Here is an 11,906-nt window from a genome sequence, read left to right as displayed (position 1 = left end):
CGCATGACCCGCGTCCTCACTCGGCGTGAGGGCCCGGGTCGCTCACCGTCCCAGTCTCCCACGCGGGCCCGGCCCGGACCGGCCCCCGCGAGGAAGCCGTTCCGCTGGTGCTCGGTGAGATCTGGCCGGCTCCGAATCAGTTGTGAAGCCGGGGACCGAGCCACTATACCGATGGATGACGGCTCGGGTAGAGGGGCGGACCGGACCTTCGGCGATCGCCGGTCGATTCCGCTCGGTAACCGGCGAATGCCATTACTCACCGTACGAGCCGGGACAACCTTCGGTCAGCCAGCGGCTTGCCGCCGGTCTGACAGGTGGGGCAGTACTGGAGGCTCGAATCGGCGAACGACACCTCCCGGACGGTGTCGCCGCAGACCGGACACGGCAGCCCTTTCCGGGCGTGCACCTTGAGGCCCGAGCGTTTCTCGCCCTTCAGCTCCGCGGCCCGCTGGCCCATCGACCGGCGTACCGCGTCGCCGAGGACCGTGCGCGTCGCCGCGTGCAGGCCGGCGAGCTGGTCGTCGGTGAGCCGGTCGGTGATCGCGAACGGCGAGAGCCGCGCCGCGTGCAGGATCTCGTCGGAGTACGCGTTCCCCACCCCGGCCAGCACCGACTGGTCGGTCAGCACGCCCTTCACCTGACCTCGGCGGCTGCGCAGCCGCTCGGCGAAGGTCGGGAGATCCGCCTCCAGCGCGTCCGGCCCGAGCTTCGCCACACCCGGCACCTGCGCCGGGTCGGTGACCAGGTAGGCGGCCAGCTTCTTCTGGGTGCCGGCCTCGGTCAGGTCGAAGCCGGAGCCGTCGTCGAGGCGTACGCGCACCGCGATCGGGCCCTTGCCGGGCCGCAGCGGGGTCGCCGACGGGAACGCCTCCCGGTAGTGCAGCCAGCCCGCCCGGGCCAGGTGGACCACCAGGTGCAGTCCCTCGTCGAACCGGACGTCCAGGAACTTGCCGTACCGGCCGGCGCCGGTGACCGCACGGCCGGCGACCGCGCTCGGGGGCGGGTCGTACGTCTTCAGCGCGTTGATCGCGGCGACCTCGAACCGCTCGACGCGGCGGCCCACCGCACGCTCGCGCAGGTAACCGGCGAGCGCTTCCACCTCCGGTAGTTCGGGCATCGTCCAACGGTAGCCTTCTTTCCCGTGAGCGCGAGGAATGAGCTTGCGAGTCCCGCAGTCGCGAACGAAAGGCGAGCTCTGTGAGAATCGTGGTGGCGCACAACCGGTATCGGGAAGCCCAGCCCTCCGGCGAGAACACCATCGTCGACGCGGAGATCGCCCAGCTCACCGCCGCCGGCGTGGAGGTGCTGCCGTTCCTGCGCAGCTCGGACGAGATTCCGTCGATGTCCAAGCCGGCCAAGGCGCTGCTGCCGATCTCGCCGATCTGGGCCCCGAAGGCCCAGCACGACCTGGACCGCCTGCTCACCGAGCACCGGCCGGACGTGTTGCACCTGCACAACCCGTACCCCCTGCTCTCGCCCTGGGTGGTGCGGACCGCGCACAAGCGCGGCGTGCCGGTGGTGCAGACCGTGCACAACTACCGGCAGGTCTGCTCCTCGGGCCTGTACTTCCGCGACGGCGTGATCTGCCAGGACTGCCGGGGGCGGACGCTGGGGGTACCGGCGATCGTGCACCGCTGCTACCGCAACTCGCGGGCGCAGAGCGCGCTGATGGCGACCACGCTCGCCGTGCACCGTCCCACCTGGAAGTCGGTGGACCGGTACATCGCGCTCACCACGGCGGTCGCTGATCATCTGCGCGACTACGGCATTCCGGACGACCGGATCGTGGTCAAGCCGAACGCCGTGCCCGACCCGGGCACCCCGGCGCCGTCGGGGAACGGCTTCCTCTTCATGGGCCGGCTCAGCCCGGAGAAGGGCTTGGACCTGCTGCTCGCGGCGTGGCGGCGGCACCCGGTGGGCGCGCTCGGCCCGCTGCGCATCGCCGGTGACGGCGAGCTGCGTCCGCTGGCCGAGGCGGCCGCCGCCGAACGGCCCGACGTGCTCTATCTGGGCCAGCTCGACCGTCCCGGGGTACGCGCGGCGCTGGCCGACAGCTCCGTGGTGCTTGCCACCTCCACCTGGCACGACGTGCTGCCCACCGTGATCATCGAGGCGCTGGCGGCCGGGCGGCCGGTGCTCGGGACCGCGCTCGGCGGCATCCCGTACCTGGTGGGCGCGGACGGTCCTCGCGAGCCCGCCGGCACCGGCCCGGCCGAGGTGGCCACCGCGGCGCCGGGCGACGGGCGGGTCGCGTTGCCGTCAGGGGTGCAGCGTGGCGAGGCCGGCTGGGTGGTGGCACCCGAGGTGGAGGCGCTGGCCGCGGCCCTGCCGCTGGCCTCCGCCGAGGCGCGGGCGCTCGCCGGGGCGGCCCGCAGCCGGTACGAGCGCACCTTCCACCCCGACGTGATCACCAAGCGCCTGATCGACGTCTACGCGGGCTTGCAGAGCCGCGCCTGACGCGGTCTGAGCACTGTGCGTCACTGGCCGGTGCGTACCTGAGTGGGGTAACCCTCTGTGATGGGCGGTTTCCGGCCGACCCGCGCCCTCGATCATCGATCATGGGCTTGAACTGCTCGAATGTCTGAAAGCCTGCTCCGTCGGCAGATGCCTCTCCGCCGCCTTTGCTCTGCAGCCACCGACGCAGCGGTGACCGAGAGTTCCTGGTGCGCGGACGGCTGCAGAGCAAAGGCGCCGAAGGCGAACCACCGGCCCGCGCGGGGATGTCACTATCAGTGACCGACGTTCGGCTCGGCGGCAGAGGGGCTCGCCCGCAGCCGCCATCGGTGCACCGGCCCGGGGGCCGTCTTCCTACCGGGTGACGGCGGCGCGAGAGGGCAGGGCACGACGGCAGCGGAGGGGCCGAGGAGGGCGGCGAAGCCGGGACCGGCCCTCAGCGCAGGGAGGCGCGGGCGGAGAAGGCGATGCTCGCCAGCAGGAAGCCGCCGTTGACGACGGTGAACGCCACCATCACCCAGAACGCCAGCGCGGGCGCGAAGGCCAGCACCAGGCCGGCCACGAAGATCACCGCACCGTAGTCGCGGACCAGCTTCACCAGGCGTACCGGGAGCGACGTCGAGGTGACCATGCTCGCCGCGTTCGGCCCCGCCTGCATCACCGACGTCACCAGGTTGACCATCCAGGTGCCCGCGAACACGGCCACCAGCCAGACCGGCGTGGACGGGCGCTGCGCCACGGCTGTCGCGCCGATGGCGGCCACCAGCGCGATCTGGGCGGCCACGTCGCAGAGCACGTCGATCCGGGCGCCGGCCGCGCTGCGCTGATCGGTCACCCGGGCAAGCTGCCCGTCAGCGCAGTCCAGTGCGTACGCGATCTGCCAGGCGACCAGGGCGACCAGCCCGACCACCCAGGCCGGGACGGTGCCGGCGGCCACGTCGTCGGCGAGCGCCACCACGGTGACCGAGGCGGCCAGCCCCAGCACCAGGTTCGTGAGCGTCAGCGCGGTCGGGCGCAGGCCCAACCGCTGGGCGCCCAACGCGAAGGCCGCCCCGATCCACTGGCTGATCGACTCGCTGAACAGGCCGCCTCCCCGGTTGACCCGGTGGAAGTCGGCGACGGTGGGACGGGGCTCAGCCAATGTGGTCGCGGAGGGCACCGGCGTAGTCTGCCAGCCGCTCCCGCGTCTCGGTAGCCGACATCGCGAGGTGCTCGAGGATGGTGTAGCGGTCCGGCCGGGTGGCCGGTGCGAACTGCACCGCCTCGACGAACTGGTCGTCGGTCAGCTCGACCTCGGCGGGCAGCCGGGGCAGTCCGTGCCGGGTCAGGCAGGCCGCCATCTCGGCGAACCGGCGCTCGTCGCCGCGCAGGAACGTGCAGAACAGCGCACCGAGCCCGGCCAGCTCGCCGTGCGAGGCGGTGCCGGGGAACAGCGCGTCGATCGCGTGCATGATCTCGTGGCAGCCGCCGCTGCACGGCCGGCTGGTGCCCTCGATCGCCATCGCCAGACCACTGGAGATCAGCGCGTCGGCGAGCACCGTGACGAAGCCGTCGTCGCTCATGTCGCCCGGGTGGTTGAGCACCGCCTCGGCACCGGCGCGCGACAGCGAGGCCGCCAGCCCGTCGACCCGCTCACCGCGTACCCGCCGGGCCAGTTCCCAGTCCGCCAGCGCGCTGATGTTGCTCACCACGTCACCGACACCGGCCCGGTTGTGCCGCTCCGGCCCGGCCTCCACGAAGTCCAGGTCCACGATCACCGCGATCGGGATGTGCACGCCGTAGGAGCCCTTCAGGCCCTCGGTGATCAGGCTGGCGACCGGGGAGGCGATGCCGTCGTTGGCGAGGCTCGTCGCCACCGACACCATCGGCAGGCCGCGCCGGGTCGCCGCGTACTTCGCCACGTCGATCGTCTTGCCGCCGCCGATGCCGACCACCGCGTCGTACGACCGGGTGCGCAGCTTCGCCCCCAGGTCGTCGGCGGCGTCGAGCGTCCCCCCGGCCACCGTGAACACGTCCGCCGAGCGCAGCGACGGCCGGATCAGCTCGGCGATCCGTTCGCCCTGCCCCGGCCCGACCACCACTGCGACGTCGCCACCGGCGGAGATCCGCCCGTCGGAGAGGATCGCCGCCAGGTCGGCCACCGCGCCCCGCCGCACGTCGATGTGCAGCGGGGTGAGGACGCTGCGGGCTAGTAGCGGCACGCGATCTCCCGCGCCCGGGCCAGATCGGCGTGGTTGTCGACCTCGACCCAGGAGACGTCACCGATCGGGGCCGCCCGCACCTCGCCACCGCGCTCGGCGAACTCCTGGTAGCCGTCCTCGTAGTAGAGGTTCGGGTCACGCCGCCAGGTCGCCTCCAGCGCGTCCGCGAGCGGCTCGGCCACCTGCGGCTCGATCAGCGTCGCGCCGATGTACTCGCCGTACGCCTCGCCCGGGTCCATCAGCTTGGTGATGCGGGTGAGCTGGCCGGCGGCGTCGAAGGTGGTCTTCATCTCCTCCTCGGCCAGCGGCTTGAGCGTGTCCACGGCGAGCAGGATGCCCGGACCGCGCTCGGCCAGCAGCGTCTTCTCCACGCTCACCGGATGCACGGTGTCGCCGTTGACGAGCAGCACACCACGGGAGAAGTGCTCACGCGCCAGCCAGAGCGAGTACGCGTTGTTCCACTCCTCGGCCTTGTCGTTGTGGACCAGGGTGATCGTGACGCCGTACCTCTCCTCCAGCGCCGCCTGGCGCTGCCGCACCGCGTCGGCCGCGTAGCCGACCACGATCACGACCTCGTTCAGCCCCACCTCGGCGAGGTTGCGCAGCGCGATGTCGAGGATGGTGGTCTCCCCGTCGACCGGCACCAGGGCCTTGGGCAGGGTGTCGGTGTACGGCCGCAGCCGGCGCCCCGCTCCCGCGGCGAGCACCATCCCGATCATGCCGACACGCTCCTCTTCTCGACCCGATTCCACCCGGCGAGGATATCGCCGGGCGCCGGGCGGCCGTGGTTCAGCCCGTCAGCCCGATCGAGCGCAGCGCGGCGAAGCCGTCCTCCGCGATCCGCCGGATCAGCCCGTCGTTGACGTCCCGGTGCTCGTCGAGCAGCGCGATCTCCGACTCCGCGAGCCAGCGGAACTCGGTGTGCTTGCCGGCTTCCAGCCGGGGCCGGCTCAGGTCGCCGTCCACCCGGATCAGGAAGTCGGTCTCCACCCGGGTCAGCCCGTCGTCGGCGGTGTACCGGTATTCGCCGACCAGGCCGAGCACGTGCGACACGGCCCAGCCGGTCTCCTCGGTGACCTCCCGGCGCAGCGCGTCGTCGATCTCCTCGCCCGGTTCGAGGTGGCCGCCGACGATGTCCCAGCAGTTCGGGAAGAGGCGCCGCTCGGGGGATCGGCGTTGGATGAAGATGCGGCCGTCGTCGTCGACGATCAGCGCGCCGGCGCAGCGGAGGGGCTCGGTGGGCACCCTCCGACAGTAGCCATCCGGGCCGTATCCGGCGATGCCCGTTCTTGTCCCGGTACGCATCGAGGGCCCACCATGTCCGTACTCAGTCGCCGTCCCACAGGGGTGATGTGTGATGCAGGTACGGGAAGCGATGTCCAACGAGGTACTCGTGGTCGGGCCGGAGCACACGCTCCGGCAGGCGGCCCGGATGATGTCGGCCCGCGGTGTCGGGTCGGCGGTCGTGATCGACCCGGACTCCGAGGGGGTCGGGATCATGACCGAACGCGATGTGCTGAAGGCGATCGGAGCCGGGCTCGACCCGGATGTCGAGCGCACCGGCGCACACCTGACCTGGGACGTCGTCTACGCCGGCCCGGACTGGACGGTCGAGGAGGCAGCCGCGGCGATGGCCCGGGGCGGGTTCCGTCACCTGGTCGTGCTCGACGGCCGGGAGGTGGCAGGAGTGATCTCGGTACGGGACCTGATGCGGGTCTGGGCGGTGGAGCACGCGCCGACCCGTACCTGATGTGGTCCGGCGCGACCGGCGCCGGAGAAAGGGCGATGGCCCGGCCGATATCGGCCGGGCCATCGTCGTATCTGTTCTCGGTCGTGCCCGCCCGTCAGGGGCCGACGAAGACCGAGGTGCCGCGCCAGTCCACGTCGTCGACGCCCGGACCGCTGCGCACCGTGGCGGAGCCGGTCGGCACGCCGTCGGACCACGCCATCGAGGACAGGTTGCCGGTGCTCCGGGAGACGACGTAGAGCGTGTCGCCGTCCAGGAACAGGCCGCCCGCGTCGGCGAAGGCGGTGGTGCCGGTGACCGTGTTGCGCTCGGCGCCGACGGTGCCGGTGTCCGGCGCGAACCCGCGCCAGAACAGCGTGCTCTGACCGGCCAGCGAGTAGTAGATCCGGCCGCTCTTGTAGAACATCGCGGTCACGTTCGGCAGCTCCGCGGAGAAGTTGCCGGTCATGCCGGCGTAGGTGGAGCCCTCCGGCGCGGAACCGGTGACGACCGTGTCCCACTTCGCGTCGTGGTACGGGTCCAGCTTCTTCGGGGTGCCGAACTCGCTGCCGTCGAACGAGCGCTTGTAGAGGTCGCCGCCGACGCCGTAGAACAGGTCACCACCGACCCAGAACGCGCCCTTGATGTTCGACCAGCCGGTGTTGTCGCCGTTCGGCACCGACATCGCGTTGCCGACCGAGGTCGCGCCGTCGTACGTCCGCTTGGTGATGCTGTCCACCGTGGTGGCCGGCGGCACCGGCGGCAGCTTGACGATCTCGATGCCCTGCACCAGCGGGTTCTCCAGGACACGACCGAAGTCGATGTCGATGTTGCCGTCGCTGGTGATCGGGAACGCGCGCATGGTGCCCCGGTTGGTGGCGCCGATCGCGGTGATCGGGTCGAAGTTGCTCAGCTTGACCACGCCGTCGATCGACACGTTGAACTTGCGCTTGCCGGCGGTGGCGGTGCCGGACCAGCGGTTCGCCAGGTAGAGGCGCACCTGCACCGGCGTGCCGGCCGGGACCGGGAAGTCCCACTGCATGTCCGGCGCGGGCGACTCGTCCCACCGCTCCGCGTTGAACAGCTCGACCGGCGTACCCGACGGCACCGTGCCGTCGAGCGACGCGTTCGTGGTGTAGCTGGTCACCTGGTTGCCGGCGTTGTGGTAGGTGCTCGGCGCGGCGGCGGTGTCCGCGGCCCAGGCCGGGCCGCTCGGCGCGGCCAGCTGGTCGCCGCCCGCGTTGACCCGGTAGAGCACGTCCGAGGCGTCCGGCGTGGGCGCGGTCTTGACGATCTCGATGCCGTGCAGCAGCGGGTTCTGGAGCACCCGGCCGAAGTCGATGTCGACCACGCCGTCACTGACCACCGAGATGGACTGCATGGTGCCGCGGTCGGTCCCGCCGGCCGCGACGACCGGGTCGAAGTCGTTCAGCTTGAGCACGCCGTCGATGCTGACGTCGAACTTGCGGGCGCCCGGCTTGCTCGTGCCGGACCAGCGGTTGGCCATGTAGATCCGGACGTCGACCCGGGTGCCGGCCGCGACCGGGATGTCCCACTGCATGTCCGGCGCGGTCGCCTCGTCCCACCGCTCGGTGTTGAAGAGCGTGGCCGGCGTGCTCGCCGGCACGGTGGGGTCGAACGTCGCGTTCGTGGTGTAGCTGGTGACCTGGTTGCCGGTGTTGTGGTACGGGCTGGGCTCGGTGGCGCTGTCGGCGGCCCAGTCCGGTCCGCCGTCGGTCGCCGGGATGGCCGGACCACCGGCGTTGACCCGGTAGAGCACCTCGGTCTGCGCCGCGCGGCCGGCCTGGTAGACGTTGCCGGGAAGGCCCTTGGTGCTGGTCGAGTGCGGGGTGCTGCCCCCGTCCAGCGGGAAGAAGGCGATCCGCTTGCGCTGGTAGTCGAAGTTGCCGATGTATTCCTGGTCGCTGCCGAGCCAGAGGCCCTCCTGGGTCACCAGCATCTCGGTGACGCCGTAGCCGCGCGGGTGGCGGCCCGGGTTCCAGGACAGCGGCAGGCCGCTCACCGGGTCGAGCGCGGCGATGCTGGCCCGCGGCACCGCGCCCGGTCCGGCCTTGTCGCGGGCGAGCGGGTTGTTCGACCAGCGGAAGTGACCGCCGACGTAGATGGCCTTCTCGCTGATGCCGACCGAGAGGAACGTGTCGCCGCCGCTGAAGTTCGTCCAGGTCGGCTTCTGGCCGGCGCCGGTGGCGGAGGTCTCCCAGCGGGCCGCGGAGTCGCAGAGCGTGCCCGGTACGACGCGCCGGTGGTGACCACCACGAAGTACTTGCTGTCCGGGGAGAACTGGACGTCGCGCACCCACGAGTCGAACGCGGTGTACTTGCAGGCTGCGGAGTAGCCGTCGGTGTTCCAGTCGGCGATGGTCGCGGAGTTCTCACCGAGGTTGATCCGCACGATCTGGTCGTGCACGACGCCGTCGGCCTTCTTGAAGTTGCCGATCACCACGAGGTGCTTGCCGTCGGGGGAGACGGAGAACTTCTCCACGCCGACACCGGCCGAGGCCCCGTTGTTGGTCGGGGTCCAGTTGTGGTTCTCGGTCAGCGCCACGGTGAGGTACTCGTCCACCGCGCCCGTGGTCGGGTTCAGCGAGGCCAGCCCGTTGCGGTTGGTCGTCGCGGTCACGGTGGTGAAGATGCCGCCGACCAGCAGGTGGCCGTCGACGAGCGCGATGTCGTTCACGGTGCCGTTGAACGCCGGGCCCTTGAACCCGTCGACGGGGGTGCCGTCCGCGACGTTCAGCAGCGCCAGCTTGCGGAAGTTCTTGTCGCCGACCTTGTTGAACTTGCCGGCGACGTAGACCGTGCCCGGGGTCGGGCCGGCGATGACGGCGGTGACGTCACCGTCGAGCACCGGCGCGAACGCGTTGTCGATCTTGCCGGTCGCCTTGTCGAAGGCGAGCAGTCCGCGGCGGTCGACCGGGGTGGGTGAGGAACCCCGGTTCTGCGCGTTGGTGAACGAGCCGCCGACGATCACCTTGCTGCCGGCGTCGTGGATGGCCACGACATTGCCGTCGTTGATGTTCGGCGTCTTGTCCGAGGGCACCTCGCCGACCATCGTGCTGTGGTCGGGCGCGGGCGCCGTGGCCGGCGCGGCGAGCGCCGGCACCGGTGTGAACAAGGTGGCGATGCCGAGCACGGCAGCGCCGAAGGCGGACACCGAGCGGTGTCTCAGGATCGAGGAAGCCACAGGCTACTCCGGGGGGAAACGTCGGAGGCGCTGCGATCGTGGTCGGTGCCGACATGAGGCGGGGCGTCACCCGACCGACCGCAGACGTGAGAGCAATACCTTCTCGCATTCGGCCGTCGCCCGTCCACCCGGGTTCGGCCTTTTTGGCCGAGGAAACGCCCCGGGTCACACGAAAGACGAGCGACGATCACCTGGCGGACACGGAGGGTGGTCCTCAGGAAACACTCAGGTCGGGTATCGGCGGTTGGAAGTACGGATCGGTCGCCATCTCCCGGAAGACCTGCTCGCTCTCCGGGTCGTTGCCGAACGTGCTGTCGTAGATCGGCTTCTCCGTCTGCCGGGCGGCGAAGTAGACAGCCGCCTTGATCTGCGGGTGCTTCTTCAGGTACGGCCCGACCTCGCGCATCCAGTCGGCCCGCTGGCCCGGCCGGCCGTCCTGGGTCAGGCCGTACTCGCCGATGATGACCGGCCGCGGATGCTTCTTGGCGAACGCCATGAAGTGGTCCATCCGGTTGGAGAAGCTGTTCCACTCCGGGCTGGGATAGACGTCCGCGCAGAGCCAGTCGACCTGGTCGTCGCCGGGGTAGTAGGCGGCGGCCCGCCGCTGCGGCTCGGCGAACCCGTCGGCGTGCGGGCACCACACCCAGCCCGCGTTGGTGACGCCCATCTCGGTGAAGATGCCACGGACGTGCTTCCAGGCGGCGACGTAGTCCTCCGGCGAGTGCATGCTCGCGGCCAGGTTCGGCCGGTCCATCTCCCACCGGTAGCGCAGCAGCACCGGGACGCCGAACTCCTTGACGTCCTTCGCGCGCTGCCGGATCAGCGAGTCGTAGACGCCGCTGACAGTGGACCGGGTGTCGGTGCCCTGCCACGAGATCATCTGGAGCTTGCCCCGGGACTGGAACAACTTCTCGGTGGCGCTCGGGAACGGCTCGTTCCACTCGTGGAACATGTGCGCGATGGCGAGATTGCCGCCGGCCGCCTGGTTGAACGCGTCGAACGCCGCGGCCCGCCCGCTGGCGTTGTGGTACTGCGGCTTGACCCAGGTGCCGAGCCAGGCCCCCTTCTCGGGCGGCTCCGGCCCGCGACCGGTGGTGCGGACCGGCGCGGTCCGCGGTGTCACAGTCGGCGGGGGCGGCGCGACAGTCGTCTCCTCGCCGGACCGTTCGGAGCCGATGTCACAGGCCGCCACCGCCGGTGCCAGCAAGGCCAGGCCCAGCACGGCAGCCATCGTCAGTCGTAACCGTCGTACCACCGCAACCTCTCCCCAGGATGGTCGCCGGCCACGGTTCGGGGGCCCTGACGGATCCGCGTGGGCGGAGAGGCACGCCGGGCCGGGCGGGCGACCCCTGGCACTCTACCTGTGACGCGGCGTTCAGGCGGGGTAGCCGAGTTGCGCCAGCAGCGGCCCGGCCTGAGCCATCACGTCGGCCAGATCCTTTTCGGTCAGTCGCTGCCGCCAGCGCCCCACCGAACCCGGCCGTGCCTTGGCGAAGCGGGCGTGCAGCGCCTCCCGCCCGGCCGCGTCACGGACCTCCAGGAAGTCGGCCACGACCTCGGCCGCCTCGGCCGGGCGGGTGACGACGTCCTCGTAGCGCAGGTGCCGCACCCGCTCCGCGGGCAGCTCGGCGAGCTGGGTCAGCGCGCTGCCGGTGAACCGCCGCCACATCCAGGCCGACCGGCCCAGGTCGGAGACCTGCGTGAACTCGTCGCGCCGCTCCGGCTCCACCCAGAACCGGGGCGCGGCGCCCCACGGCGTACCGCCCCGGCCGCTGCGACCGCTGCCCGTGGACGCCGCGTTCAGCCAGGGCTGCTCGGCGTGCGACACCGCCACGTCCCGCCCGTCCCGGTAGACGTGCAGGAAGACCGCGTCCGGGAAGACCTCGGTCAGGAACGGCACGATGAAGCAGTTCTCCGGGTCCTTCTCGGCGAAGCGCAGGCCGCCGTGCCCGGACGCGGCGAGCAGCGCGCCGTAGTAGCCCCGGAAGTAGCGGGCGGCCCGCTGCGGTGTCCAGCTTCCCTCGTAGACACAGCGGGCGACGGCCTTGGTCAGGCGGGGTTCGAAGTGGTACGACACGTCCGGCAGCGCGCCGACGCAACTGCCGAGGAACGTGGTGCCGGAGCGCGGGGCGCCGAGGATGAAGATCGGCCGCTCCACCTTCAGGGTGAGCCGGCGGGTGCCCGCCTCCACCGGCCGTTCCAGCTCGCGGCGTTCCTTGCGGTCCGCCAGCAGCCCGACCGCGGCGAGCTTCGCGGCCTTCACGGTGGACAGGCCGGAGTGCGGGGCGAGGGGGGAGTCGCTTGTCATCGAAGGTCCCATC

11 protein-coding genes are annotated in these 11,906 nt (G+C 71.3%); 2 read left to right on the top strand and 9 right to left on the bottom strand.

Annotated elements, in window-relative coordinates:
• Positions 1-256: 256 nt before the first annotated feature.
• Positions 257-1,117: an Fpg/Nei family DNA glycosylase gene (locus V6U82_RS12170; RefSeq protein ID WP_334460960.1), complete on the bottom strand. Its 861-nt coding sequence runs from the start codon at positions 1,115-1,117 to the stop codon at positions 257-259.
• Between the two features lie 80 nt (positions 1,118-1,197).
• Here V6U82_RS12170 and V6U82_RS12165 point away from each other — a divergent pair, with 80 nt between their 5' ends.
• Positions 1,198-2,457, top strand: a complete 1,260-nt coding sequence (locus tag V6U82_RS12165) for a glycosyltransferase (protein ID WP_334460959.1) — start codon at positions 1,198-1,200, stop codon at positions 2,455-2,457.
• A 433-nt stretch (positions 2,458-2,890) separates the two neighbouring features.
• On the opposite strand, the gene V6U82_RS12160 is transcribed toward V6U82_RS12165, so the two are convergent.
• From V6U82_RS12160 to V6U82_RS12145, 4 genes are all read right to left on the bottom strand, one after another.
• Complete coding sequence (locus tag V6U82_RS12160) at positions 2,891-3,613, bottom strand: CDP-alcohol phosphatidyltransferase family protein (protein ID WP_334460958.1); 723 nt, start codon at positions 3,611-3,613, stop codon at positions 2,891-2,893.
• Complete coding sequence (locus V6U82_RS12155; RefSeq protein WP_013289282.1) at positions 3,588-4,655, bottom strand: iron-containing alcohol dehydrogenase family protein; 1,068 nt, start codon at positions 4,653-4,655, stop codon at positions 3,588-3,590. Before V6U82_RS12155 ends, V6U82_RS12160 begins: the two co-directional genes overlap by 26 nt.
• A complete protein-coding gene (locus V6U82_RS12150; protein WP_128137126.1) occupies positions 4,643-5,374 on the bottom strand; it encodes a phosphocholine cytidylyltransferase family protein in 732 nt (243 codons plus the stop codon). The genes V6U82_RS12155 and V6U82_RS12150 overlap by 13 nt, the downstream gene beginning before the upstream one ends.
• 70 nt (positions 5,375-5,444) lie before the next feature.
• Positions 5,445-5,900, bottom strand: a complete 456-nt coding sequence (locus V6U82_RS12145; protein ID WP_258544816.1) for an NUDIX domain-containing protein — start codon at positions 5,898-5,900, stop codon at positions 5,445-5,447.
• Positions 5,901-6,012: 112 nt separating this feature from the next.
• Between V6U82_RS12145 and V6U82_RS12140 the strand changes: the two genes are divergently transcribed.
• Positions 6,013-6,405: a CBS domain-containing protein gene (locus V6U82_RS12140; RefSeq protein ID WP_334460957.1), complete on the top strand. Its 393-nt coding sequence runs from the start codon at positions 6,013-6,015 to the stop codon at positions 6,403-6,405.
• A 94-nt stretch (positions 6,406-6,499) separates the two neighbouring features.
• Here V6U82_RS12140 and V6U82_RS12135 read toward each other — a convergent pair whose 3' ends face one another.
• The 4 genes from V6U82_RS12135 to V6U82_RS12120 form a co-directional block, all read right to left on the bottom strand.
• Positions 6,500-8,341, bottom strand: a complete 1,842-nt coding sequence (locus V6U82_RS12135; protein ID WP_334461077.1) for a malectin domain-containing carbohydrate-binding protein — start codon at positions 8,339-8,341, stop codon at positions 6,500-6,502.
• A 59-nt stretch (positions 8,342-8,400) separates the two neighbouring features.
• Positions 8,401-9,555, bottom strand: a complete 1,155-nt coding sequence (locus tag V6U82_RS12130) for a hypothetical protein (protein WP_334460956.1) — start codon at positions 9,553-9,555, stop codon at positions 8,401-8,403.
• A 244-nt stretch (positions 9,556-9,799) separates the two neighbouring features.
• On the bottom strand, positions 9,800-10,816 hold the full coding sequence (locus V6U82_RS12125) for a glycoside hydrolase family 26 protein (protein ID WP_334460955.1): 1,017 nt from the start codon (positions 10,814-10,816) through the stop codon (positions 9,800-9,802).
• Positions 10,817-10,960: 144 nt separating this feature from the next.
• Entirely contained in the window at positions 10,961-11,893 is a 933-nt protein-coding gene (locus V6U82_RS12120; protein ID WP_128137130.1) for a sulfotransferase family protein, read from the bottom strand.
• Between the last annotated feature and the right edge of the window lie 13 nt (positions 11,894-11,906).

This window comes from Micromonospora sp. CPCC 205554, assembly GCF_036902745.1.
In the GTDB taxonomy this organism is placed as follows: Bacteria; Actinomycetota; Actinomycetes; order Mycobacteriales; family Micromonosporaceae; genus Micromonospora; species Micromonospora tulbaghiae.
Note: the sequence above shows the minus strand (reverse complement) of the source record. Positions and strands in the feature narration are given on the sequence as shown.

Excerpts from the sequence above, each read along its gene's own strand:
- V6U82_RS12170 (WP_334460960.1), bottom strand. The coding sequence starts at position 1,117 with ATGCCCGAACTACCGGAGGTGGAAGCGCTCGCCGGTTACCTGCGCGAG.
- V6U82_RS12150 (WP_128137126.1), bottom strand. The coding sequence starts at position 5,374 with ATGATCGGGATGGTGCTCGCCGCGGGAGCGGGGCGCCGGCTGCGGCCG.
- V6U82_RS12140 (WP_334460957.1), top strand. The coding sequence starts at position 6,013 with ATGCAGGTACGGGAAGCGATGTCCAACGAGGTACTCGTGGTCGGGCCG.
- V6U82_RS12135 (WP_334461077.1), bottom strand. The coding sequence starts at position 8,341 with ATGCTGGTGACCCAGGAGGGCCTCTGGCTCGGCAGCGACCAGGAATAC.
- V6U82_RS12125 (WP_334460955.1), bottom strand. The coding sequence starts at position 10,816 with ATGGCTGCCGTGCTGGGCCTGGCCTTGCTGGCACCGGCGGTGGCGGCC.
- V6U82_RS12120 (WP_128137130.1), bottom strand. The coding sequence starts at position 11,893 with ATGACAAGCGACTCCCCCCTCGCCCCGCACTCCGGCCTGTCCACCGTG.